This is a genomic window from Pseudomonas sp. xss_2, assembly GCF_043104195.1.
Taxonomy (GTDB): Bacteria; Pseudomonadota; Gammaproteobacteria; order Pseudomonadales; family Pseudomonadaceae; genus Aquipseudomonas; species Aquipseudomonas urmiensis.
In genome coordinates this window covers 1-22,491 of sequence record NZ_JBICKL010000106.1, presented here as the reverse complement: position 1 = coordinate 22,491, position 22,491 = coordinate 1, and the positions used below count along the sequence as shown (strand labels likewise).

The 22,491-nt window shown below is 60.7% G+C and carries 20 protein-coding genes and 6 pseudogenes; 4 read left to right on the top strand and 22 right to left on the bottom strand.

All coding sequences use genetic code 11. The features are described from left to right. Nucleotides 1-10 precede the first annotated feature (10 nt). Both ACF8K2_RS24825 and ACF8K2_RS24820 read right to left on the bottom strand, forming a co-directional pair. Nucleotides 11-175 (bottom strand): annotated as a pseudogene (locus tag ACF8K2_RS24825) (JAB domain-containing protein); the annotation flags it as partial. Between the two features lie 103 nt (nucleotides 176-278). Beyond that, complete coding sequence (locus ACF8K2_RS24820; RefSeq protein ID WP_392468390.1) at nucleotides 279-509, bottom strand: helix-turn-helix transcriptional regulator; 231 nt, start codon at nucleotides 507-509, stop codon at nucleotides 279-281. Nucleotides 510-984: 475 nt separating this feature from the next. On the opposite strand from ACF8K2_RS24820, the gene ACF8K2_RS24815 reads away from it, so the two are divergent. Genes ACF8K2_RS24815 through ACF8K2_RS24805 form a run of 3 tightly spaced genes read left to right on the top strand, consistent with a single transcriptional unit; the run spans nucleotide 985 to nucleotide 3,029 of the window. Continuing rightward, nucleotides 985-1,413, top strand: coding sequence for a heme-binding protein (locus ACF8K2_RS24815; RefSeq protein WP_392468388.1), 429 nt, complete (start codon nucleotides 985-987; stop codon nucleotides 1,411-1,413). Next, a complete protein-coding gene (locus tag ACF8K2_RS24810) occupies nucleotides 1,410-2,150 on the top strand; it encodes an SDR family oxidoreductase (RefSeq protein WP_392468385.1) in 741 nt (246 codons plus the stop codon). Before ACF8K2_RS24815 ends, ACF8K2_RS24810 begins: the two co-directional genes overlap by 4 nt. Nucleotides 2,151-2,174: 24 nt before the next feature. Continuing rightward, nucleotides 2,175-3,029 carry an aldo/keto reductase gene (locus ACF8K2_RS24805; protein WP_392468383.1) on the top strand — a complete coding sequence of 285 codons (855 nt, stop codon included), beginning with the start codon at nucleotides 2,175-2,177 and terminating at the stop codon, nucleotides 3,027-3,029. A gap of 300 nt (nucleotides 3,030-3,329) precedes the next feature. Here ACF8K2_RS24805 and ACF8K2_RS24800 read toward each other — a convergent pair whose 3' ends face one another. The 10 genes and pseudogenes from ACF8K2_RS24800 to ACF8K2_RS24755 form a co-directional block, all read right to left on the bottom strand. Further along, entirely contained in the window at nucleotides 3,330-4,838 is a 1,509-nt protein-coding gene (locus ACF8K2_RS24800) for an MATE family efflux transporter (protein ID WP_392468380.1), read from the bottom strand. Nucleotides 4,839-4,945: 107 nt separating this feature from the next. Then, a pseudogene (locus ACF8K2_RS24795) lies at nucleotides 4,946-7,360 on the bottom strand (membrane-bound PQQ-dependent dehydrogenase, glucose/quinate/shikimate family). Beyond that, nucleotides 7,350-8,615, bottom strand: a complete 1,266-nt coding sequence (locus tag ACF8K2_RS24790; RefSeq protein WP_392468377.1) for a multidrug effflux MFS transporter — start codon at nucleotides 8,613-8,615, stop codon at nucleotides 7,350-7,352. The pseudogene ACF8K2_RS24795 and the gene ACF8K2_RS24790 overlap by 11 nt, the downstream one beginning before the upstream one ends. A 52-nt stretch (nucleotides 8,616-8,667) precedes the next feature. Next, nucleotides 8,668-10,398 carry a tannase/feruloyl esterase family alpha/beta hydrolase gene (locus ACF8K2_RS24785; RefSeq protein WP_392468374.1) on the bottom strand — a complete coding sequence of 577 codons (1,731 nt, stop codon included), beginning with the start codon at nucleotides 10,396-10,398 and terminating at the stop codon, nucleotides 8,668-8,670. Beyond that, entirely contained in the window at nucleotides 10,395-10,592 is a 198-nt protein-coding gene (locus ACF8K2_RS24780) for an efflux RND transporter permease subunit (RefSeq protein WP_392468411.1), read from the bottom strand. The genes ACF8K2_RS24785 and ACF8K2_RS24780 overlap by 4 nt, the downstream gene beginning before the upstream one ends. Beyond that, nucleotides 10,575-10,895 (bottom strand): annotated as a pseudogene (locus tag ACF8K2_RS24775) (DUF1016 N-terminal domain-containing protein); the annotation flags it as partial. The pseudogene ACF8K2_RS24775 and the gene ACF8K2_RS24780, both read right to left, overlap by 18 nt. Nucleotides 10,896-10,954: 59 nt before the next feature. Beyond that, on the bottom strand, nucleotides 10,955-12,196 hold the full coding sequence (locus ACF8K2_RS24770; RefSeq protein ID WP_392468371.1) for a tyrosine-type recombinase/integrase: 1,242 nt from the start codon (nucleotides 12,194-12,196) through the stop codon (nucleotides 10,955-10,957). 189 nt (nucleotides 12,197-12,385) lie between these two features. After that, nucleotides 12,386-12,742: pseudogene (locus tag ACF8K2_RS24765) on the bottom strand (JAB domain-containing protein); the annotation flags it as partial. Between the two features lie 61 nt (nucleotides 12,743-12,803). Continuing rightward, nucleotides 12,804-13,706: pseudogene (locus ACF8K2_RS24760) on the bottom strand (DNA topoisomerase). Between the two features lie 110 nt (nucleotides 13,707-13,816). Beyond that, nucleotides 13,817-14,161 (bottom strand): helix-turn-helix domain-containing protein, encoded by a 345-nt coding sequence (locus tag ACF8K2_RS24755; RefSeq protein ID WP_392468369.1) that lies wholly within the window; start codon nucleotides 14,159-14,161, stop codon nucleotides 13,817-13,819. Between the two features lie 139 nt (nucleotides 14,162-14,300). On the opposite strand from ACF8K2_RS24755, the gene ACF8K2_RS24750 reads away from it, so the two are divergent. Further along, on the top strand, nucleotides 14,301-14,531 hold the full coding sequence (locus ACF8K2_RS24750; protein WP_392468366.1) for a hypothetical protein: 231 nt from the start codon (nucleotides 14,301-14,303) through the stop codon (nucleotides 14,529-14,531). Nucleotides 14,532-14,620: 89 nt separating this feature from the next. Here the strand turns inward: ACF8K2_RS24750 and ACF8K2_RS24745 are convergent, their stop codons facing one another. The 10 genes and pseudogenes from ACF8K2_RS24745 to ACF8K2_RS24700 all read right to left on the bottom strand — a co-directional run. Further along, complete coding sequence (locus ACF8K2_RS24745; RefSeq protein ID WP_392468363.1) at nucleotides 14,621-15,049, bottom strand: single-stranded DNA-binding protein; 429 nt, start codon at nucleotides 15,047-15,049, stop codon at nucleotides 14,621-14,623. A 5-nt stretch (nucleotides 15,050-15,054) separates the two neighbouring features. Next, complete coding sequence (locus tag ACF8K2_RS24740) at nucleotides 15,055-15,549, bottom strand: DUF3158 family protein (RefSeq protein ID WP_392468360.1); 495 nt, start codon at nucleotides 15,547-15,549, stop codon at nucleotides 15,055-15,057. Then, nucleotides 15,546-16,316, bottom strand: a complete 771-nt coding sequence (locus ACF8K2_RS24735; protein WP_392468357.1) for a PFL_4669 family integrating conjugative element protein — start codon at nucleotides 16,314-16,316, stop codon at nucleotides 15,546-15,548. Before ACF8K2_RS24735 ends, ACF8K2_RS24740 begins: the two co-directional genes overlap by 4 nt. A gap of 150 nt (nucleotides 16,317-16,466) precedes the next feature. Continuing rightward, on the bottom strand, nucleotides 16,467-17,681 hold the full coding sequence (locus tag ACF8K2_RS24730; protein ID WP_392468355.1) for an STY4528 family pathogenicity island replication protein: 1,215 nt from the start codon (nucleotides 17,679-17,681) through the stop codon (nucleotides 16,467-16,469). After that, the gene (locus ACF8K2_RS24725) at nucleotides 17,675-18,226 is read right to left on the bottom strand and encodes a DUF2857 domain-containing protein (RefSeq protein WP_392468352.1); all 552 of its coding nucleotides are present in this window, start codon (nucleotides 18,224-18,226) and stop codon (nucleotides 17,675-17,677) included. The genes ACF8K2_RS24730 and ACF8K2_RS24725 overlap by 7 nt, the downstream gene beginning before the upstream one ends. Before the next feature lie 15 nt (nucleotides 18,227-18,241). Then, entirely contained in the window at nucleotides 18,242-19,783 is a 1,542-nt protein-coding gene (locus tag ACF8K2_RS24720) for a ParB family protein (protein ID WP_392468349.1), read from the bottom strand. Between the two features lie 14 nt (nucleotides 19,784-19,797). After that, nucleotides 19,798-20,676: a ParA family protein gene (locus ACF8K2_RS24715; protein ID WP_392468347.1), complete on the bottom strand. Its 879-nt coding sequence runs from the start codon at nucleotides 20,674-20,676 to the stop codon at nucleotides 19,798-19,800. A gap of 4 nt (nucleotides 20,677-20,680) precedes the next feature. Beyond that, nucleotides 20,681-20,896, bottom strand: a complete 216-nt coding sequence (locus ACF8K2_RS24710) for an AlpA family transcriptional regulator (protein ID WP_392468344.1) — start codon at nucleotides 20,894-20,896, stop codon at nucleotides 20,681-20,683. A gap of 113 nt (nucleotides 20,897-21,009) precedes the next feature. After that, nucleotides 21,010-21,747 (bottom strand): hypothetical protein, encoded by a 738-nt coding sequence (locus ACF8K2_RS24705; protein WP_392468341.1) that lies wholly within the window; start codon nucleotides 21,745-21,747, stop codon nucleotides 21,010-21,012. A 439-nt stretch (nucleotides 21,748-22,186) separates the two neighbouring features. After that, nucleotides 22,187-22,396 (bottom strand): annotated as a pseudogene (locus ACF8K2_RS24700) (transposase); the annotation flags it as partial. Between the last annotated feature and the right edge of the window lie 95 nt (nucleotides 22,397-22,491).

Genomic DNA, 22,491 nt, shown 5'->3' with positions numbered 1-22,491 from the left:
ACAGGGAGGATCAGATCCAGCCGTATTCGACTAGGGACAGCGGCTGACCTTCGCCAACGATGATGTGGTCCAGAACGCGGACCTCGACCAGCGCCAAGACTTCGGTCAGGCGGGTTGTCAGCACGCGGTCGGCGCCGCTGGGCTCAGGGCAGCCAGAGGGATGGTTGTGGCCCAGCCTTACCCGTTTTGTAAGGTAATGAAATTACTTGTTTTTCTTAAATGAAACCACCCACTGGTGCCGGGGAGTGGGGTAGGTCCGAAATGCTTGATTGTGATCGTCACGCCCGATCACTGGTACGCTCCTCGAGTCCCCTTGAAGCACGGCATCGCACTTTATTCCTTTCGTCCCATGCTTCAAGCTCCTCAAGCGGATAAAGGACAGCCTTGCCGATCTTCACGTAAGATGGCCCGATTTTTTGAGTGCGCCAATTTCGGAGAGTTCCTGGAGAGATGCCTCCGCGATAGCGTTCGGTCACCTCCTCTGGAGTGAGGAATTTGGATTCGGACATACTGCCTCCTGCGATGGCTTACTGTCAGCGCTAGCCACGCTGCCGATGAAGTATTTTTTCGTCGCGAGGGCCTGTAGGCGGACCATCACTCACCGTCACGGTCGAGCCTGCCGGCTTCTCACGCCTCACGCTGCTACACAAAAATCGTTGCACTACGGGCGCCAAAGCGGGAAGCGTTGTTTAACGATCGTAGGGAGAACGGCTAGCGCCGGATAGAGATCGGAGGGTGCAGTAGGCGGTAATCGGCAAGGGTCATTCTGAGCCGCGATGCTGTCGGCGTATCGCAAGAGTTTTCTTTCACTCACGGCTTGAATCGGAGTTGGTTAGAGCCTATTTCGGGTGAGTTGAAAGAGATGCTCTACAGCCAGAGCCCCTCACGTAAGCGTTAACGTCAATCAACGCACGGAACGGTAATTTTGCCGGGTCTGTGCGTGTGCATTCCGCAGCCACAGGTCCCGTGGGCAAAGGAGTGCACATGACAATTCTACCCACCCGACAAATCGCGAGCTTGGCCTTGTCAGGGGCCGATGAACTCGCCCAGCTGTCTATCGCGGAAGCGGCGAAGCGGGGCGCGTCTATTTGCGTTGCTGTGGTCGACGTAGCCGGCCATCTGATGGCTTTTCGACGGATGGACGAAGCTGGCCTCGTCTCGATCGATGTCGCAATCGGCAAGGCGCGCACCGCTGCCTTCCTGAAGAAACCAGCAAGCGTTTTCGAGCAGATGATTGATGCCGGCAAGCCATCGATGCTTTCCGTCCCAGGAGCGGTGCCGCTCGCCGGGGGACAACCTGTGCAATTTGAAGGTGCGATTGTTGGCGCCATCGGGATCAGCGGTTCCACCGGCGATGGCGATGACGCAATTGCTCAGGCTGTGACCTCGGCTTTTGGGAGGACTTCAGCATGAGCAGAGAACAAGGAATATTGCTGGGTAAGCGCGTCTTGATCCTGGGTGGCAGTTCGGGCTTTGGATTTGGGATCGCACACCTTGCCCATGCGCAGGGAGCAAATCTCATTCTTGTGGGCCGGGATGGCGGCAAGGCTGAACAGGCAGCTAAGAGCATTCGCGACTCAGGCGGCGAAGTCATCAGTCGCGGGTTGGATGCCACGGACAGCGCAGCTTTGCGATCCTTGCTTGAGGAAATCGGCCCGATCGATCATGCGGTGTCGATGATCGGAGGGGCTATGGGCGGCGGCTTTCTGCAAGCCGAACTGGAAACAATTCGCGGCGCGATCGAAGACAAGTTTTTCGCGAATTTGCAAATTGCACGGACGCTCGCCCCCTATTTGGTCGAAGGTGGCAGCCTCACGCTTACGGGTGGGGCCGGCGGGCGACCAGACAACGCATCGGGGGCGATCGTTGGCAATGAGGCAATATCGACCCTCGTTCGTGGCCTCGCGGTCGAGCTAGCCCCCAAGGTGCGGGCAAACGCGGTCGCTCCGACTTGGACGCCGACGCCGCTCTGGCGTGATGTGACGGCTGCCGACGTGGAAGCCACGAAGGCACATTTTTTGCAACTCATTCCGCTCGGACGCACGGCAGAGATCGAGGAAGTCGCCTCGACCTACATCTTTCTAATGCAATGCGGATTTATCACCGGACAGACCATTACGGTCGACGGCGGTCTGAGCCTTACATCCTAACTTTGGTATCTGGAGAACGATAGGATGGTTGATACGATCAATCTTGACTGGAATGGCCAGGTTCCCGCCATTGAGCTTCTGAACGGGGTCGTAATGCCGCGTATCGGGCTCGGGACATGGCCGATGGACGATGGTGAGGCGACCATCGCTGTCGCCAGCGCGCTCGGCTTGGGCTATCGCCTGATCGATACAGCAGAAAATTATGAAAATGAGGCAGGCGTTGGCGCCGGCATTCGGCATTCGGGTGTCAAGCGCGAGGAAATTTTCCTCACCACCAAGTTCAATCGTAAATGGCATCGCGTGGAAGGCGTCAGGCAAGCATGCGAAGCCAGCCTCGAACGGCTCCAGACGGACTACATCGACTTGTTGCTTATCCACTGGCCCAATCCTGACCAGGATCGGTATGTAGAGGCGTTTGATGGATTAACGCGATTGCTCGACGCAGGCATGGTCCGCGCGATCGGCACGTCCAATTTTAAGCCAGCCCATCTGGAGCGCCTTTTTGCTGCGGGCTTCGTTCCGCACGTCAATCAGATCCAACTTGACCCGACCCATCGGCGCGACGATATCGTCGCGATCCATGAAGCTAGGGGGATCGTTACGGAAAGCTGGAGCCCGCTTGACCGGGGAGACAGGCTGTTTACCGACTCTGCCGTCGCGGATATTGCCCAACGGCTGGGGCGCTCGCCTGCGCAGGTCGTACTGCGCTGGCATGTCCAGTCGGGCTATGTTCCTGTTCCCAAGTCAAGCGATCCAGGGCGGCAGTCGAGCAATCTTGCGGTCTTCGATTTCATGTTAAACGACGACGACATGGCCCGATTGAATGACCTCGATCGCCCGGACCCGGACATGATCGACGCCGATGTCTTCGGCCATTGATCATTCGAAAAGGCGTAAGATCCGCAAAGGAAATGTCCTGATCGGGATGGAGCATGTCCGCTTTGGTCAGGACCTTTTCTCTAGTTTAGATGACGGGCACCTTATGCTTTTCGCTGCTGCCGGCGCTGCCCGGTCAAACCTTGGTAAGATCGGGGGCTTCGTCAACGATCCCGTCCCCTGTATGTCGTCCATCTTGCGCCGCACGACGTCAGTCGGGATCGCGCGGACAGGCAGACCGGCCTTGTGGGGATTGTCCTATCAGCATTGTGCGCATTTGCAGAGGAGCGGATTCAAGGCCGGTCAGTCCAATACATCGATTTTCAGAGCGGCGGGCGAGGCAGGGGCGAGGGCATTGCAGGGCAACGCCGCCTCGGCCGTCTGCGATACCTCGGCGACGACAGCGTTGGGACCATGTGTCTCGATATCCATCGACGAGCTTTTTCGCCAACCACCGTGTAGATAAAGGATCGATGCCATGGCGAGGGTGGAAACCATGGCGACGGGGAAGCTGATCCACAGGGCGTCGCTTCCGAGCCAGTCGTGCAGTCCCAGAGCGACACCGAGGCGCACCGGGTACATCGACACGAACAGGATAATCAGCGGCCAGATCACCTGACCATTGGCGCGTACCGTGCCGAACAGAACCATCGACACGCCGAAGGCGACAAAGCCCCAGGTCGCTATCCTGCCGATGTGCTGGCCGATCGGAATGGCAGGGCTGTCAGAGCCTAAGAAGATTTCCATGGCCTGGCGGTCGGCGAGCAGCAGCACCAGAACAAGGGCTCCGGTCATCAGTACCGCATAGACCGCACCTGTGCGTGTGATCCGGCTGACCCGATCCCAGAGGTTTGCGCCGATGTTCTGTGCGACCATTGCGCTGACGGCGGCGCCCAGCGCCATCGCCGGCATCTGGACATAGGTCCACAATTGCTGGGTCGCGCCAAAGGCGGCCGTCGTATCGACGCCCTCGCGATTAACCAGCCGCATCATCGTCAGCATTGAACTCGATACGACGATCATCTGGATGCCCATCGGCAAACCTTTGACGAAGATGAGGCGTAGGATTTTCAGATCCGGCAAAAGGTCGCGTAGTTCATCGCCGCGAAGGCGGAGCGGCAGATTCCGCCGGTAAATGTAGATTAGCATCGCGATGAGGCTGACGTAGTTGGCGATCGCCGTTGCCAGGGCCGATCCGGCAATACCAAGGGCGGGCAGCGGTCCTGACCCAAGAATAAGCAGAGGGTTGAGGATGACATCGAGCGTTACGGCGAGTGCCATGAACATGAGCGGTGTGATCGCATCTCCGCTGCCGCGCAGCGTCATCATGAGGATGGTCTGCATCAGGATCGCCGGCATGGCCAAGAACGTCACCTGAAGGTAGGCGCGGGCGAGCGGCTCGATCTCGGCCTGCGTCCCCAGCAGGGCGAGAACGTCAGGCGCGATGAACCAGCCGATGATCGCCACGACAATGCTGAGCGGGACGAATGCGCCGACCGTCGTACCCGTCACCACGCGGGCCATCGCGATATCGTGGCGGCCGAATGACTGGCCGACAAGAATGGTGGCGGCCATGCCGAAGCCGAACACGAATGCCGTCAGCAGGAACATGACAAGATTGCCATTGGTCGTTGCCGCGAGCGCATCAGTGCCGAGCAGCCGACCCACCCAGACAGCATCGATCGATCCATTCGCCGATTGCAGGACCGAAGAGCCAAGCGTGGGAAGCGCGAAGAAAAGCAGGGCTTGGCTGATCGGCGCTTTGGTCAAGTCGGTGGCCGTGGCGACCTGCTTCTCTGCGAAATCCTCCATGCCGTCTCCTTATTGTGGCGGCTTCACCTCAACCGGTGCCCGCCGTTGGCGTCCTGCGTTTCCGCGACCTGCCTCTGTCGAAGACGGATCGCAGGGGTATTGATCAATCACGGCAGCGCATAGGCGATGACGTAGTCGCCGCGTATATCGGAATCGCGTGCGCCGCCGGCGGAAATCAGAATGTACTGCTTGCCGTTATCGGGCGAGACATAGCTGATCGGTGTGCCTTGACTGCCGACGGGCAGGCGGGCTTTCCATATCTCCTTGCCCGTCTTCTGATCGAAGGCGCGCAGATAGAAATCCTGCGTCGCGGCAAAGAAGACGAGGCCGCCCTTTGTCGCCAGCGAACCGCCAATGGTCGGCATCCCAATCGGCATCGGAAGGCGCATGCGGATGCCAAAGAGCACCGTATCCTCGACCGTCCCGAGCGGCACCTGCCAGGCGATCTTCTGTGTTTTCATGTCGACTGCCGTCAGCGATCCGAAAGGCGGCTCCTGGCAGGGAATGCCCAGCGGCGAGAAGAAGCGGTCCTTCATCACGGAATAGGGCGTGCCTTTGAGGGGGACGGCGCCCATGCCCGCATTGACCGACTCATTGCCGTTCGATGCTGCTGCGTCTTTCGCCTGGGGTGTCATATGCACCCAGAGACCAAGACGCATGTCATTGGCGAAAAGCGCCGAGGAGCTGGGGTTGAAGGACAGCCCGCCCCAGTTCATGCCCCCGAGCGATCCGGGGAAACTGAGCGAATAATCTTCCCCTGGTGAGGTGAAGAGTCCGTCATAGCGCATGCCCCGGAAAATCACCCGGCAAGCCAGTTGATCGAATGGAGTCATGCCCCACATGTCGCGCTCGCTGAGAACTTCAGCGCCGATCTGCGGCATGCCGGTCGAAAGTGGCTGCGTCTGTGGGTAGCGCTCACCCTGGATCGGCCCGGCCTTGACCGGGATGTTGGATACTTCCGTAAGCGGCTGGCCGGTCAGGCGGTCGAGCACGAAGAGCTGTCCCATCTTTGTGCCGATCACAAGAGCGGGAACCTTTGATCCGTCAGGCTTTGTGAAGTCGAACAAGGTCGGCTGCATCGGCACGTCATAGTCCCAAAGATCGTGATGGACTGTCTGAAAGTGCCACTTCTCGTTGCCCGTCGTTGCATCGAGTGCGAGGACCGAGGCGCCGTATTCCTCATCGAGCTTGGTGCGCGGCACGCCCCACAGGTCGATGGCGGCGCTCCCCACCGGCATGAAGACGGTGTTGGATGCGACGTCATAGGTCATCGGAGCCCAGACATTCGGCGTCGAGCGCGTGAAGGTCTTGCCCTCGACGGGTGCCTGGCGATCTTCTGGATTGCCGGGATCGAAAGCCCATCGCATCTTTCCCGTGATGACATCAAAGCCCCGAACCACGCCGCCCGGCATATCGAGTGCGACATTGTCGGCGACGCGGCCACCGACAACGACAGTCGTGCCGGCGAGGGCAGGAGGGGAGGTCATTTCGTAGAGCGGGCTTGGCGCATCGCCGAGGCCGGTCTTGAGGTCAACCTCACCCTTGGTCCCGAAATCTTCGCAGAGCTTGCCGGTGTCGGCGTCGAGCGCGACCAGCACCGCATCGATCGTGTTCATGAAAATGCGGCGCTGGCAGGCAGCGCCTTGCGGCGGTGTGATCGCGCTGACGGGGGTACTATTCGGCGCGGTCGGCTGGACAATCGGCTTCGCCGCATCGAAATATGCCAACCCGCGGCATCGCACCCATGTCTTGTTGTCGGTCGGGAACGCGTGCCGCCAGTTCTCCTTGCCGGTCGCTGCGTTGACCGAGATGACCGTGTTGTGCGGCGTGCAGAGGAAGAGCGTGTTGCCGATCTGGAGCGGGGTCTGCTGATCCTCCGCGCCACCACCGCCCGGGCTGTCCGGAACGTCGCCGGTGCGGAATGTCCAGGCGACCTTCAGATCCCGGACGTTGGAAGTGTTGATCTGGTCCTGCGCACCGAAACGGTGGGCTAGGCTGTTGCCGGCATAGTTCGACCAATCCTCGCCTGGGATGGAGGCGTCCGCCCGGTCGCCAACACTCACGCCGGATATGCCGTGAGGGGTGAACATGCCCAAGAACCAGCCGATATTGACCAAGAGCAGCACCGCGAAAATGCCGGCTGCCAGCTTGCCGTCGCCTGGTTTGCCTTCGGCTCGGCGCAACAGCGGGAGGAAGATCACCAGAACCATGGCGGCCATGGTGAAGGTTAGGATGCGCGCTTCGAGCGCCCAGAAATCCAGTCCCGCTTCCCACAATGACTAGAGAACGGTCGCGACGACGGCAATCCCGTAGATCCAGACAGCTCGGCTGCGGCCGCGGGCGATCTCGACACCCGATGCCAGCACGGCAAGCCCCATGAGCAGATAATACCAGCTGCCGCCCCGGCCGATCAGCATGCCGCCGCCGATGAGGAAATAGAGCCCCACCAGCGCAAACAGCAGGCCGAGCACGATAAGCACCCATCGCGCGCCCCTGGATATTCCGTCTGTGTTATTCTCCATCGTGCGCCTTCATGGTTGCTTGGGATTGATCAAAATTCGGGGTTTCCGCCGGCCTCTCGCTTGTCAACGAAGCTGATCCAAAATGCCAAAGCAGGAACGCGATCGCGGCGGGGATCAGTATCCCAAGCGCCAGCGGCAGGGCGCTTGAAGAAATCGCTGCGGCCACGATCGCCGAGCATACGAAGGCGACGCCGAACTGCATCGCCCCCACGAGGGCAGAACCCACGCCCGACTGCCCGCGTGCTGCCTCCATGGCGATCGAAGTTCCGTTCGCGCTCAGCAAGCCCACCATGGCGATCGAGAACCAGAGTGGAATGATCAGGACCAGGAGCTGATGCGTGCCCGAAACCAGCAGCAGCACGAAACTGATCGCCACGAACAGCGGCAGCACGGCGCTGACCACCGTCTTGACCTCCAGCTTCACAAGCAGCCGATTGTTGACGAATGAAGCGACGACAAGGCCGAGCGCGACAAAGCCGAAGGCAAGGCCATATTCGATCTTGCCGAGGCCGAGCACGCCCTGGAATACGCTCGCGGAGGCGGTGATGAAGGAGAACATCGCGGCCTGGACGAAAGAGCTGACCAACGCCGGAACAACGAACGGTCTGGAAGTGAGCAGCTTCCAGTAATCGCTGAACACGTCGAGGAACGGCGTCCTCAGCCGTTTCGAAACCGGAAGGGTCTCAGGAAGGAGCGTGAGTGCCAGCACAAGTGCGAGCGCGCCGATTGCCAGCATCGTGACGAAGACTGCCTTCCAGCCGAATTGCGTCACCAGGATGCCGCCCAGCAGTGGCGAGACGACCGGGCCAAGCGTCATCAGCATGACCAGGAGCGTCATGGTCCGCGCCGCGGCAGTGCCTTCGTAGAGGTCGGTGACAACGGCCCGGCCGACCACCATGCCGCCGCACGCGCCGAGCGCCTGGATAAAACGCAGACCGATGAACATCGACGTCGAGCGGGTGAAGAGCAGCAACACCGTCGCCAGGCAGAACAGCGCTGCACCGGCCAGGAGCGGCCCCTTACGGCCGAACCGGTCGATCAGGGGGCCGAACAGTAACTGACCCATGCACAGCCCGAGGAAGAACACCGACAGCGACAATTCGAGCGCTCCGTCAGGAGCGCTCAGATAAGTCTGGATATCGCCGAAGGCCGATAGATACATGTCGGTGGCCAGCGGCGGGAAGATAGACAGAACGGCCAGCACCACGACAATAGTCAGCGTGTTCGATGTTGATTGTGGCGTGGCTTTGTTCACTTACCTGCTCCCCTGGCGTCTCCGTTTCAGTTCGTGCGACGGAGCTTCCGTCTCAATTCGTCGTGAAAGTATAGACGCCAAACAAATCGCTGCCTGGCCAGTCGCGCAGGCGAACCATTTCGGCGGGCTTGCCTTTCTCCCAATTTGCTCCGTCATAGATATCGCCGGTTCCCTTGTAGTGGGCGATCGCTGGATAGGGGTAGATGGGACGGGTCATGTCCGGCAGTTCAGATTTGGGCATCTGGGGCATCTTTCCCGCCTGAGCGCCTTCCGGAGCTTTGCCTCCGAACGACGGTGCCCCGAAACTCGATGCCTGGCTGGTCGAGCGCGTCATGATCGCATCGGGCGCCGAGCCGTCTTCCACCCAGGCCATCATCGCGGTCAGCAGGTCCAGATTGCTCGGTCCCTGACCGTTCCCGCAGTGGGCAACCCCTGGCAGCAGGTATAGACGCTCGAAGCCTTCGACGGTCTGCTCGCCCATCTGAGTGATCATCGCTTTGTGCAGCGATAGCGTGTTCGCCGGCGAGATGTGTGGATCGGCAAGGCCATGCCACATAATCAGCTTGCCGCCGGACTTCTGAAACGCCGAGAGATCGGCATTGACCGCGTCGTAGAAGGGGTGCCTGGGGCGCAACTCCTTGAGGGTCTCCTCAGTGAATTGGAACGTTGCAATGGTTTCCGCCGGCCGCGGGTGCTCGAAGGCGAGATAGCGGATCGCCGGCAGGGCCGCCGACGTGCTCATCAGTTGGCCGTCAGACTTGTCTGCCACATAGATCCCGGCCCAATCGAGTTCGGATCCATATTGCGGCTGGCCGGTCGTCAGGTGCGCGCCGGTCTTCGAATCGCGTGGGCCGTCATAAAACTTCCGGACAACCTCGACCTCTTTGCCCGTGAGGCAAGCGGAGGTGTCGGTAGCGTTTGCGGCGCAGGTAATCGTTGCCGGATCGAAGGTGCAGGCTGCCGGATTGGAGATCAGCCCATCCTTCACTCCGTCGAGAGTGTCACAGGCGGCGATGACCGCCTTGTGGAGGATGGGCAGCCGGTCATTGAGCAGCGTAATCTTGCCGTTCGCATCGGTGTTCGAGGCAGCCTGCCACCCGTGATACAACGTGTTCTGAACCTGAAAGAGCATAGCCGGTGCGCCGGCGATCACCCCATTGAAATCGTCGGGGAAGCGCATCGCTTCCATCAGCGCCTCGCGGCCGCCGTCGGAGCACCCGTTGAAATACGCGTATTTCTGCGGCTGGCCGTAGAATGCCTTGATCAGCGCCTTGGCGGCTTCAGAGGTCAGGTGCTGCGCGCGGTAGGCGAAATCGGCACGCTTCTGCGCATCAAGGCCCCAACTGCCGTCATTGCCCATGCCGCCCCCATGGCCCATGTCGGTGGCGGCCATGACGAAGCCGCCGTTGTTGTAGACTTTGCAGCCGTCCGCCGCGCCGACAGTCAGAGTGATCTGGCCACACAGGCCACCGCAGCCGAGCTGCATATAACGCTGGGTCCAAGTTTCTGTCGGCAACAGAACCTGCAAATTAATGGCCGGCGCCAGCGTCGCCTTAATCGAGCAGACCTTAATGTTGTCGCTCGTCGTCTCCGTGGCCTCTGTGATTTTGCTACCTTCGCCACCGATTTTCGTCAGATCGACATTGGCGAGAGCTGAGCAGCTGCTCGTGGGTTTCACTGTTGGTAAATCTGCGGGTCTCCCAGACGCTGCCCAAGCGTTTCCGGATGTGGCAGCGAGCAGCAGAATTACTCCGCCCAACAAAGTTTGAAGCCGCAATTTCATGCCATACCTCCTTTACTTGCCTCCTCATCCGCCACTTTTGCGGGAACGGAGTCGGTTGTTCGCGATAGCGTGCGTCGCACGCAGTAGAAAAGCAGTGGGATAAAAAATATGCCAAGCACGGTGGCGGCGAGCATGCCGCCGACAACGCCAATACCAATGGAGCTTTGACTACCAGAGTTGTGGCCCCATGGCAATTGTGCAGCAAGCTGCTGCACAAAATCGCCGTCGGGCCAAGCCTCGGCGAAGGCGCGCATATATTTCAGATTTCGGGCTGAAAGCCCGGTCATCTCGGGAAAGGCCTGGCGGAGATCGTCCGAGAGCCGGTCGATGACTTTGGCGCCCCAACCCTCGCGCTCCTGCCGGACCAGGATATCGCGACCGATTGTCCAGTAGAGAACAATTAGCTCGCGATTGACCGACAAGCCAGCCCGATGGCGGGCAGCGACGATCTTCTGCTTCAAATCTCCGACGAAGGCGATATAGCTCTGTGCGTCGATCTCAGTAGCGGGAGCGGATGCCTTCGCGCGGCGAGGGGTGGGTTTCGGCGGCCGAGAGATCATGCGGCCGCCTTCAAGCGCTTCTTCGCCAGCATGGCGCGCACGAATTTGTCCCATTTCGCCATGCCGGCACGTTTCTCAACCATGTAGTTCCAACGGTCGTAGTGCTTTGAGCTGACATCCTGTAAGGCGTGGTTCTGCAAGCGGTCGCGGATCTCTTTCGGCACGCCTGCCTTGCCGGCGAGTGTCTTGAAGGTTCGACGCAGGTCGCGGTTCGTCACATAGGGGATCACGCCCCGGTCCCGCTGGCGCCACATGAACGAATAGAGCGTGCCGTGGCTGACGGGCTTGGAGGGATCCTTGGCCGAAGGGAAAAACCAGCCGTACTCGTTGACGTTGATGGACGAGAGTAGCTCTGCGGCAAGATCGGGCACCGGCACCGCATGAGGTTGGTCGTTCTTGGTCTTGGACCAGTCGATGATCTTCTCCTTAGCGTCCCATTGATCGATGTGGAGGCTCGCGATTTCCTCGACCCGCTGGCCGGTCAGCATGAGAACTCGGACCGCACGGGTATACGGAGGATGGACGGGTGTATCGGGACACTCGAGCCAGCGATAGAGCTGGACCCACTCGTCCTCATCGAGCCAGCGCGTGCCCTGGACCTTGGGCTCGGTCGGAATGCCTGCTGCTGGATTGAACGGGATGCGGAAGCGACGAGCGGATTGCTGGCGATAATCGTTGTCGGACTTCATGCCCCAGCTAAACGCGGCGTGGATATAGCATCGGACATGATCGGCCATCGACTTGGCGCCGCGGTCATAGATGGGGCGGATCAGTTCGATGATTTCCTCGGACTCGATCTCGCGGGCGAGGCGGTTGCGTCCGAGGGTGTCGGCAATTTTGTTTAGGCCCTTGTCGGTTTCCTTCCACGAGGGTTTGTCGGCGGCCTTGAGCGACGCGACATAGCCCTCGAAAAGATCAGCTACGGTGCCGGGGCGTGTATCGGTGGCGATCTTGATGCTTCGGCCCTTTTGAATCACATCTGCATAGTCGCGCTTGAAAATTTCGCGAGCGTGGCCGAGCGTCATTGACGGGTAGGCACCGAGCTTCTTCTTGGTTCGCTTCCCATCGCGCCACTGTTGCGCCATCCAGTCGGCTGTCACGCGCTTGGGCATTGGCTTCAGGACAAGGACGAGGCGGCCTGTGCCGCGTCCTTCACCATCGGCGAGGTTTTCCTGCTTCTGGCTCAACTCGACGCGCTTGAGCGCATGTCGGATGGTGGAGTCGGTGAGTGCGGGCATGGTGTTTCCTCCTTTCCGGGACTGGGTGCGGTCGGGGAGAAACAGGGATCGCTAGCTGGGAGCGGAAGGCCGTTTATTACCCCTCTTACAGCCCCCAATTTGCCAAAACCGCCCCCAGTACGCAAGGACAAAAAAGCACGAATTTCTCAGTGTTTCAGCGTGCTTGAGCGTGATCTAGCGTGATCAGAATGAACAAGTGGGGTGGTTGTGGATGAGAATGACTGCGGCGGCATTGTGTGCCAGCGCCTTGACTACCACTTCGCGTGGATACACCGAGGCACCGTCGATGCTGCCAAAAAACAACACCTCGAAGTCCAGCACGCGGTGCTGTGAATCGAGGTAGAGCAGGGCAAATACCTCGTGGTGGTAGGGTGCCAGACGCAGCTTCAGGTAGGACGCGGCGTCGGCGGGCGTGATGAGCACCTCGCCGCGCTGGAAGTAGCGCTGGTCCAGCAGCTGCAGGGCTTCGTTGATCAGCGCATCTTCGTGGGCGCGCTGGGTCAGGACGGGGTCGAGAGGCTCGACCAGGGTCAATGGCGTTTTCATGAGCAGAACCTCGTGTGCAGGGGCGCTCCGGGAGGAGTCCCCTGTGGTTAGGGTCAGGCGGTCACAGGCGGGTGAAACGAAGCCGGGTGCCGTGCAACGGGGAATGACAGGCTTCGCAGGGGCGGGTGAAGAGCGAGTCGATGCCGATGCCGGTGTGCGGATCGAAATCGGCGCTGAGCGGCAATATCGCCTGTAGCTCCTCGCGCATCTGCGTGATTCGCTGGTCGACTTCGGTCTCGCTGTAGTACAGCGACAGCGCGCTTAAGTCGTCGTAGGCATTGAAACTCGTGCCTTCTGCCACCAACCGGGCGTCGACGTTCCAGAACGGTTGCGGCACGAAGCTGGCGATGGCCCGGTCGCGCTCGACCACCAGGCGCAGGGTTGGCGTCTGGACGCGGCCGACCGGCAATAGACCGTCGAAGCCGGCGCGGCGGCCGAGCAGGGTGAACAGCCGGCTCAGGTTGATGCCCACCAACCAGTCGGCGCGGGAGCGGGCCAGCGCACAGTGATACAGCGGCAGGGTCTGTTCGCCTGGGCGCAAGGCGGCCAAGGCGCGGCGGATCGAAGCCTCATCCAGGGCGGACAGCCACAGGCGCAGGATCGGCCCCTGATACTGACAGCGCTCGAGGAGCTCCCGGGCAATCATCTCGCCCTCGCGGTCAGCATCGGTGGCGATGACCACCTCGCGGCAGGTACGCAGCAGGTGTTCGATCGCCTTGAATTGGGTGGCGACCTTGGGCTTGACCACTAACTGCCAGCAGCTCGGGATGATCGGCAGGTCGTCCAGTGACCAGCGTTTGTAATCGCCGTAGGCTTCAGGGGGCGCGGTTTCCAGCAGATGGCCAACGCACCAGGTGACGGTAATGTCCTGACCCTGCAGGCAGCCATCGCCGCGCCGGTTGGCTTAGAGTACCCGGGCGATGTCGCGGGCTTGGGACGGTTTTTCGCAGATGAACAGGCGCATACGCGGGCCCTCTCGGTGGGTACCGACAGGGTGGGGGTGTGGCCCTGAAACACTAGGGTAAAGCTGAAGTCGGCGGGATCGGTTCGACGTGTCAGCGGCGGGACAAACCCTTACTTACGTTGCGCAAGATGGGTGGCCAGCGTTTGCAGAAACTCCAGGGCGAACTGTTTATCGGCGTCGCCCAGCTCCTTGATGATCGCGGTAATCTGCTGGCCCTGGTCCTGGGGGCGAGGACTGATGGCCAGCAGCAGCTCATCGACGGGGCAGCCATACAGGTCTGCCAACTGCAGCAGCTTCGTAACGGACAGCTCTACCAGGCCACGCTCCAGGCGCGAGACGGCTTCGCCGGAAATGCGCAGGTGCTCACCGACCTGCTCCTGGGTCAAACCACGCTCGCGACGATACTTCGCCAACTGGCGGCCAATGTGATGTGGGCTAGGCTCTTTGACGGGCAACGGGGCGCTCTCCAATTCGACCCATATGGTTGACTACCCACCCAACGATATGAACGGCTTAAAGAGTTGACTGACAACCCTATGAGGCGTATCACGAAAAATAACTGCATGACCCGCCCGTTCACACGGAGGCTTCAACTTGCACGGATCCCACCAGAGTGAGGCAGACAAGTTAGCGATCAAGGCCTACGAGCTGTTCATGGCTACCCATCTGGAACCTGACAATACGGAGGCACGCGCTCAGTTGATTGCCTGGGTTCAGGAGAATCCGGCGCACTGGCGGGCATTCCTTGCCCTGGATCAGTGCCTGACTGAGGTGAAGCAGTTGCTGGAGAGTGGACAGCGCGGTAAAGCCCGGCGAGATGGATAGCGTGCCGAGAGTCAATGCCGCTCGCCGGCTAAGCTGCGTAGCCCCTGCAGTATCGCGCAGAGTGCGGTGATTCCACTGAGTTCCACGGTTCACTCGGTCTTGCTCGGGGCTTTCTTGCCACCGCCTTTACGTGTGGTACTTGCGGTGTCCTGCGCTTTCTCGCGCATGGTGACCGAGGCCAGGCGGTGCGGCAGGATACCGATGCGCCTGGCCTCGACCTTGAAGGTCACCCGCGCGTTGTCCTCGCTGTCTTCCCACTCTTCCTTGACCGTGCGGCCTTCGACCAGGACGCGCATGCCTTTCTGGTACAGCGTGCTCCAGTGCTCGGCATCGCGGTGCCAGAGCTCGACCGGTGCCCAGTAGCCGCCGCGATCCTCGTAGCCGCCTTCACGCGGTACCGGGTTGTCGAAATAGACATTCAGCCGCAGCAGGCGCCGCGGCTCATCCGGGTTGGAGTTGAACTCCTGAAATTCCGGCACGCTGCCGATGTTGCCTTCACCTACAAATAACGTACTCATGCGGGTCACTCCTCGGTGGGGAAACGGGTCAGGGCGAGCTCGGCGGCCTCGAGCTTGCTGGCACCGGTGATGGCTTGGCGATACAGCGACTGCAGGCTGCTCATCTGCAGGTTCAGCACCACCCGGTTGGTCTCCAGCTGATACAACGCCTGCCGCAGCTCAGGGTGCAGATGCGGATGAACCACCGCCTCCTGCCACACCTGCACGCCCATGCGCTGAAAGTCCGGACTGCGCCAGCGCAGGAAGTCAGTGCCTGTCGCGCTGTGCTGCACGACCAGGCGCAACTCCAGCAGCGAGAAGGGGGGCTGCGCCATGATCGCCAGCATCACCGCCATCAATTCGGCGACCTGGGTGCGCAGGCGCAGGATCGTCTCGGCGAACTGCTGCAGTTCCCCCTTACCCTTAAAAGGCTTTAAAAGGCCTTTTAGGGAGGCACCTTGTGCGAACTCACGATAGGCATCTGCTGACAAGCGCCGGGCAATTGCATCGGCCAAAGTCATGCCTCACCCCCTTCGGCCGGCTCTTCCAGCAAAGGTTGAGCCTCCGCCTCCACCACTGGATGATCCGGTTGATCCGGCTCCTCGGGATTCGACGTCGTCTGACCCCGCGTGATGGGCGGGGCGAATTGGGAGCGGTGGCTGCCGTCGAGAATCTTGCGTGGTGGCGTGCCGAACTTGTCGACCGCTTCGCGGGCACGGGCGTTGTTGGCGGCCACGTCATCCCGACTGACCCCCGCCAGGCGATAGCGCTGGGCCAGACCGAACAGGCTGCGCAGCTCGTGGGCGCCGCGATCGATCCAGGTTTCCATGTCGGAGCGGCCGATCAACGCCGTGTGGTGGGCGAGCAGAACGCGGCGTACCAGGGTGTCGTAGTCGGTCAGCAGGTAGACCGCGAGAAAGCCGAGCTGACTGCCGATGAACAGCGGCAGGGTGACGGGATGGATGTTGAGGTTTTCGCCGATGTCGATCTGGCTGGGCAGGGCGCGTTCCACCCGGCTGACCTGTTTAGTCAGCGCGAGCAGTTCGGCCTTGGCCTGCAGCAGTTTGTCCTCCAGTTGCAGCATGAACCAGTCGGCGAAGGGGTCATCTTGGCTGCTGGCGTGCTTGAGCAGGTTGGTGACGCCGATGTAACCGGCCATGCCCATGATCGGGTGCACCCCTTCGCGGCCCATACGGCCTTGCCACAGGCGCGCCGCATGGTGGGTGTGCAGGGTGAGGGTGATGCTGCTGCGCAGGGAGCCCAGGTTAAGCTGGTAGTGATCGGTCATCGCCAGTACCTCGCCGTCGGAATGACGCCGACGATGGGCCGATCCGTGAAATTCGACGCGGATCAACGCGAAGGTGGTCCGCTCGTAATGTCAGGCGGTGGACTTCCTTGGATTCAATGGCATGGGCATCAAATCCACCGAGATCCACCCCTAGGTCGGCGCAAGCGAACCTCGGCAGCGTTGCTTCAGTTCTTCCAGGCAGGAGAGGGCCAGTGGCGATGCGGTGCGCTGACCACTGCGCTTGGGTCGCTCGCCGGGTGGCTCCGCAGGTATGGGCTTCGGTGCGCGTGACGGTGCGGGCTTGGGTATCGTTGCCTCAGTGCGGGCCGCCCACAGGGTGAACTCGCCCTGGCAGGCGCGTTTGATCAAGCCCATCAGATAGGCGACGGGTTTTCGGATTTCTCCGCGGGCGCACCGCGCCGCCGCTTCATTGATCACCGCTTGTTGCTGTTCTGGCTCGAGCTGGCGCATTGCCTGCGAGGCCATGCGCCGCTCGGTCGGGTTCAGCGGTAAATCTTCAGGCCATCGTGCTCGGCCGAATTCCACTTGCGCCAGTACCGTACTTTTTTTGCTTTGGTCTTTCTGTACTGTACGGCCGGCGTCGGCATTCCGAATCACAGCCGAAACCGGTGTCTTGCCGCAGGATTCGGAATCGCTGGCCGAGGCGCGAGAATTCCGAACGGGGTGGTGCAGGCCAGGTTCGGAATGTTGCGCCTCCGTGTCGTCGCCCATCAGCGGCAGCGTTTGTTGTTTCTCCGGCGGCAGTGAGCCCAGCCTGTCCTTGTCGCTCTGGGCGACGTGCGGATCGGCTTGAATCTCGGCAAGCACATGCAGCGTCACATCCCGCACCCCCTTGGTGGCATGGCTGAGGTTCTGCAGCAGCAGCGCTGCGTAGCCACTGTCCAGCTCAAGCTGCTCGGCTGCCGTCAACGGATCGCCGTGCAGCACGTAGACGCAACCGCGCAGGCAGCCTTGGGCATCGCGCGAACGATCGGCCAGACTGAGCCAGCGGGTCGTACGCAGGACGTTCAGTGCGCGGGCGATGGTCTCGCGCGACGCCTGGGCGCCACAGGGGCTGGTCGCCAGGTAGGGCTGCAGGTCCTGGTAGCGCGGCGTTTTGACTTGGCGCTCGGTGATCAGCCAGTGCAGCACTTGCCAGGTGTTGCGCTCCACTGGGGTCAGCCGACGATCGAGGAGTAACGCTGGCGGCAACGGATTATTGTCGCCGTAGTAGATCGTGCGCAGCGCGGGCTCCGCAGCCGCAGCTTGCCGCGTCTGTTCAGCCTGACACGCATTACGGCGTCGAAGAGCGTCGTAGCATTGGCGCACCACGTCCTGCCAATCCACCTCATAAAAGCTCAGCATGGCGTACCTCCGTACAGTTCGACCTGTTGCCAGACCAGCGTCAAGCTGATGTGCTGTTCCTCGGCCAGCATCATCATGGTGTCCAGCGGATCGTTATCCGGATCTTCCTTCCGCAGTTGGCTCCAGCGGTTCCACACCGCATGTTCCTGGGCTTCACTGAGCTGGACCGGCCGGCCGCGGTGGGTCTCGATCTTCAGCACCCGGCGGCGCAACGCCGTTTCCGAATGGTCCAGGCCGAAGCAGCGGTACATGATCGTCGAGCTCGCGCCAAGCTTGAGCGCCCGGTTGATCAGGCGTTCGTTCTGCTCGTCGCGCTCGGCCTGGACGATCAGGCGTCGCAGCACGGTGATATCGACCTTGACTTCAACCCAGGCGATCGAAGAATGAGCCAGGTGGGATAGGGTCGTCGGTGGCAGCGATTGAAGGACTTCGATGTCTTCTTCGGCCAGGCCCAGCGCTTTACAGCGCTGCAGGCGGCCATGGCGCAACTCATGCAACACCTGGTTCAACATCGCATGGTTCAACAGGTTGAAGGTGGTACTCATGAGGCGGCTCCTCACTCAACGCGTGGACGACAGCGTCAGTTCAATCAACTGCCGGGCGTGGCGGATCAGGACGTAAAGCTGTTCCAGCTGGGCGTCGGGTAGTCGTTCAAGGCCCACGGTCAGGGCAGGGCGTTCGGGGAAGGGCAGGTCGTAGGCGCCAATCAGCAGTTGGCCAAACAGCGCGGCCGGCAACTGCTGGCGTTGCTGCCAGGTCACGTCGTCCTGCAGGCGCAGCAGGGCCGAGAGCAATAGCTGAATGCCGGTGTGTCGCGGGCTCAACTGCTGGCCATGTTCGATGGCCAGGGTGAACCCCAAGCCGTCTGTGTGCGGTTTGACCATGGCACTGGCATCGGCATACGTCGCCAGGTCAATCGCCAGGGCGGCACAACGCTCACGCAAGACATTGATGTCATTCTGTTCGGGTGCGGGAGCCGAGGGGGAACACAGAGAGGGTTTACCTACCTCAACGACGCCTGGCAGCCGCGTTGCAAGCGATTCGTCATCACCCAGCGCCTCGCGGATGTTGGGGAGGGGTGGCGAGTGGACTGCTGCGGTTTTATCCGTCTTCTTCATCGACTCAGGTGTGGGCGATTGATGCGTTGACTCTGCTTCATTTTTGGCGGCAGGTGGCTGGGGCAAGGACTCGCCTTGCGAGCCTTGAGGGAGAGTCTGAGGCGTGTCCGCAGATGGCGGTGAGCGACGCGGTTCCTGATGCATTTCCAGCGCGAGCAGCCGGGGTGTCTGCTTCAACTGCACCGCCATCCTGGCAATCAGTTCGTCCTGCAGCTCACTCCAGCTCAGCTCAGGCTTATCACTGTCGAATGCCGACAGCACTTCAAACCACAGCAGCGTGAATTGTTCAACGTCTCCCAAATACTGGTTCCAGATCGACTCCGCCCGGCGGCGCAGGTTGATGACACGGACGATGGTGGGTTTGCCAAGACCGGCATACAACACCTGCGGGATGACCGGCAGCAGGTGCTCGAGCGTGTCGAACATGCGGCTGATGTGCGATTGTGAAATCGGGTAGCCGCCCTTGCTCAAGCGTGCGGACAGTTCACGCTGATTGAGGGGGACATCGGGCTCCTGCAACATGTCCTTGAGTTTCGCCACCGCGAGGGATCGTTCAATGAACGTGAGCTGGCCATGCAGATCACTTTCGGCCAAGTGGCCGATCAAGGTATGCGACTCGGACTGCCAAGGGCGGAACAGGCAGTGAATGTGAAAGAATCGCTCTTCGCGGGTTTCCTGCCAGAGTTCGCCGAGGATGCTCAAGCGCGTGTTGCCGCCGTTGCGGATGATAAAGTGCGGCTCATCCGGACGGCGGGTAATGGCGGGGGGCTGGTCCAGGCCGCGTTCGCGGATTGAGGCTTTGATTTCGTCATACAGCGGGTTGCGGACCACCCGTGGGTTGAGCTCGTAAGGGCGCAATTGTTCCAGGCTGACCACCAGCGGTGTGTCCCCGACTGGCACGGGCGAGGCGTCCCGGCCATGTTTCTGCGGAAAGTGCGCCTGCTGCAATTGACGCGTGATGTCTTCGGGAGACGGCGGCTTCATCACTGACCCTCCCATCAGCCGCGACGACTGAGTCGACGGTCGGCCACTGACGGTTGGTGGTACACAGGCGTACCCGAGTCGACAAGTCGCTCAGCCCAGTGCGGGAACAACTCGATGGCCACCGCGCGCATGACCGCCGCGCCGCAAGGGCCGCGGCTGCCGGACGGTGGCGTGGGCTCGACGCGGTGCACGGGCAGGCCGAGCGAGGCGGCATTGGGGTAGGCCACGCGGTCCGGAATGACCGTGGTGCAGACGCTGACATGCGGGTCGCCCTGGAAGGAAGCCTGCAGGCTGTGCATGATCAACCGGGTGTCACGGCGATTGGCGTTGACCTGGTTGAGCAGCAGCTTCACCGACGGCAAGGCGACGCCCAGGTAGCGGTAGGGCTCCAACTCTTCAAACAGTCCCAGCGTGCCTCGCCGTAGCTCACGTGCAGCGAGCATTTCTGGCGGGACCGGGCACAAGGCACAACCGGAGGCGAGGATGACCATCTCGACCACGACGCTGCGTGCCCCTTGAGTATCAACAATGAGCACATCGTATTGATTCTGGAAGGCCGGCAGCAGGTTGCGTAAACGCAAGCGGCCATCGGCTGCATGCAACAGCAGGGTGCTGATGTGCCCGGCGCGGTCGTTGGATACGATCAGATCGAGATGTTGAATGACCGTGGTGGAGATGACCTGCTCAGGCGCGGTGAGACCCCGGGCGATGAGCTCGTAGCTGCCGGCCTCACGGGGCGCGCACAACGCGTAGTAGCTGGACAGCGTCGGTTGGCTGTCCAGATCCAGCAACAGGACGCGAAGGCCCGCATCGGCGAGCACACCGCCCAGGTTAGCGGCGACGGTGGTTTTGCCTGCGCCGCCCTTGGTAGAGATCAGCGAGAGGACGTCCATGGCGTTACTCCCTAACCGAGAGTCGATCCTGGACCCACTGCTCGATTTCCAGCGAGTCCCAACCTACGGCGCGGGTACCAATGCGCCGGCATTGGGGGAACAACCCGGCCTTCATCAGGTTGTAGATGTGCGAACGTTTGAAGCCGGTTTTCTGTTCCACCTCATCGCGGCGCATGATGTGGCGGTCGGCAGGCAGGGGGGCGGGGCTGATGTGTTGCATGATGTCACTCCTTAGCACCATGTGGTGCGCAGTGGGATGTGACAGTCAGTGAAGGTCGACGCGGGAGGAAAAACATTGTCAGGCAATGCCGAGCATTGCCTGACAATGTGGCCTTAGTCCCGTCCTGCTCGGGCTAGATGACGGCGCGCCTCGGCAAATCTCCGATCAAGGGTACTTTTGCTCAGGCCGGGCAAACCAGGAAAACGGCGCAGAATCTCTTCGACCAGAGCGCTCTGGGACTTGTAGATCGATTGCACACGACCATCTTTGGATCTGCCCAATGTCACCTCCAGCATGGTACCCACGAGCATATTGTGCGTACCTTCGGAGGCCTCGGAGGGAATGCCCTGGGCCTCAAGTCGCGCTGTCAGCTCGTTGTTACACGCGGTGAGTTTTGTCACCTCGTCAACCCTTGCTGCAAGCTCGCCGCGCAACTTGTCGATCGTGCGCTCAGCAGCAGCTAGCTCTGCTTCCTGTACCAAATGAGCATTGAGACTGACGCAGTTCAAATGCTCGAGGCTCGGCGCAAACAGGAAGGCGGGTTTCTCGTTGGGATAGTTGCGTGCGAACCAGACCAGTAGATCAGCACGCTGGATGGACCAATATTCCCGGCTTACCTGATAGTCAGCAGTGATGGGTCGACCTAGGCAGGTCGCGGGCAACTCACCACTGACGATAGCGTCGTAGATGCATTCAGCGTACACGTGCAGAATCGGCCATTGCGGGAAATGCTTGAGCAGACTGCCAGGGTACGAGAGGTCAACCCGCAGAATTTCGTCTTCATGGTCGGTAAGGTCACACCAGAGAATGGCGGCATCGATAAGATGGTAAGAGCTTCTGATCGAGATCATGGCACACAGCCTCCTGCTGTGTTCGTCCTGAAATCGCTGGCGGGGGCGCAGCGTGGCCTCTGTCGAGCGAGCCGGGTTCCGAAAACTATTTCGGATCCAAAATGGGTGACCATTCAATGTCCTTGTGGTTCGGCTTAGTCAGCGTGACCACGACAGGTTACGACGCGATTAGTTTGTTTTGCTGAGCGATGTAAGTAGTATCTGCGGCATCTTGTTTCGGAGTCTTATCAACTATGTACACCCTGTAGGAAGCTTTCTCGATTCAGGCGGAGAGTGTGCCTCTGGCTACGCGTCCTCGCCTTTCTGCGTCTACTAGGCCAAAATCAGGATCGCGAAAGTCTCGGTCAGTGCAGGCGCGGAGATATGAATGCGAAACACCCCTCCTTCTGCACTCACAGGAATATGGCGTCCAGCGCGTTCGCATAATGCATCCACCTCTCGTCGCCTGATTTCGCCAGGCCCGAAACCGTTGATACACCGTTGACCATGGGCCAAGGCGCTCCGGCATATCTTGCCAAGCAGCACCCAAGCAAAGCACCCATAGCATGCCATCAAGCATTAGGCGGTCGCTCAGGCAGGGTCGCCCCGGTGATGAGTTTCGATTAAGCATATCCCAGGCCTCATTTGAGAGTTCGTAACGCTTTGCCATCACAGAATTCCTTTCTGTAGTTGGCGGGGAACCCTACAGAACTTCAGCTTTCGAGGGGCTTCGATTCTGTTTTTCGGGATTTCGTATAGAACCTA

Excerpts from the sequence above, each read along its gene's own strand:
- ACF8K2_RS24785 (WP_392468374.1), bottom strand. The coding sequence starts at position 10,398 with ATGAAATTGCGGCTTCAAACTTTGTTGGGCGGAGTAATTCTGCTGCTC.
- ACF8K2_RS24725 (WP_392468352.1), bottom strand. The coding sequence starts at position 18,226 with ATGAGTACCACCTTCAACCTGTTGAACCATGCGATGTTGAACCAGGTG.
- ACF8K2_RS24720 (WP_392468349.1), bottom strand. The coding sequence starts at position 19,783 with ATGAAGCCGCCGTCTCCCGAAGACATCACGCGTCAATTGCAGCAGGCG.
- ACF8K2_RS24735 (WP_392468357.1), bottom strand. The coding sequence starts at position 16,316 with ATGACCGATCACTACCAGCTTAACCTGGGCTCCCTGCGCAGCAGCATC.
- ACF8K2_RS24805 (WP_392468383.1), top strand. The coding sequence starts at position 2,175 with ATGGTTGATACGATCAATCTTGACTGGAATGGCCAGGTTCCCGCCATT.
- ACF8K2_RS24715 (WP_392468347.1), bottom strand. The coding sequence starts at position 20,676 with ATGGACGTCCTCTCGCTGATCTCTACCAAGGGCGGCGCAGGCAAAACC.
- ACF8K2_RS24705 (WP_392468341.1), bottom strand. The coding sequence starts at position 21,747 with ATGATCTCGATCAGAAGCTCTTACCATCTTATCGATGCCGCCATTCTC.
- ACF8K2_RS24730 (WP_392468355.1), bottom strand. The coding sequence starts at position 17,681 with ATGCTGAGCTTTTATGAGGTGGATTGGCAGGACGTGGTGCGCCAATGC.
- ACF8K2_RS24770 (WP_392468371.1), bottom strand. The coding sequence starts at position 12,196 with ATGCCCGCACTCACCGACTCCACCATCCGACATGCGCTCAAGCGCGTC.
- ACF8K2_RS24740 (WP_392468360.1), bottom strand. The coding sequence starts at position 15,549 with ATGACTTTGGCCGATGCAATTGCCCGGCGCTTGTCAGCAGATGCCTAT.
- ACF8K2_RS24820 (WP_392468390.1), bottom strand. The coding sequence starts at position 509 with ATGTCCGAATCCAAATTCCTCACTCCAGAGGAGGTGACCGAACGCTAT.
- ACF8K2_RS24710 (WP_392468344.1), bottom strand. The coding sequence starts at position 20,896 with ATGCAACACATCAGCCCCGCCCCCCTGCCTGCCGACCGCCACATCATG.
- ACF8K2_RS24810 (WP_392468385.1), top strand. The coding sequence starts at position 1,410 with ATGAGCAGAGAACAAGGAATATTGCTGGGTAAGCGCGTCTTGATCCTG.
- ACF8K2_RS24745 (WP_392468363.1), bottom strand. The coding sequence starts at position 15,049 with ATGAGTACGTTATTTGTAGGTGAAGGCAACATCGGCAGCGTGCCGGAA.
- ACF8K2_RS24815 (WP_392468388.1), top strand. The coding sequence starts at position 985 with ATGACAATTCTACCCACCCGACAAATCGCGAGCTTGGCCTTGTCAGGG.
- ACF8K2_RS24800 (WP_392468380.1), bottom strand. The coding sequence starts at position 4,838 with ATGGAGGATTTCGCAGAGAAGCAGGTCGCCACGGCCACCGACTTGACC.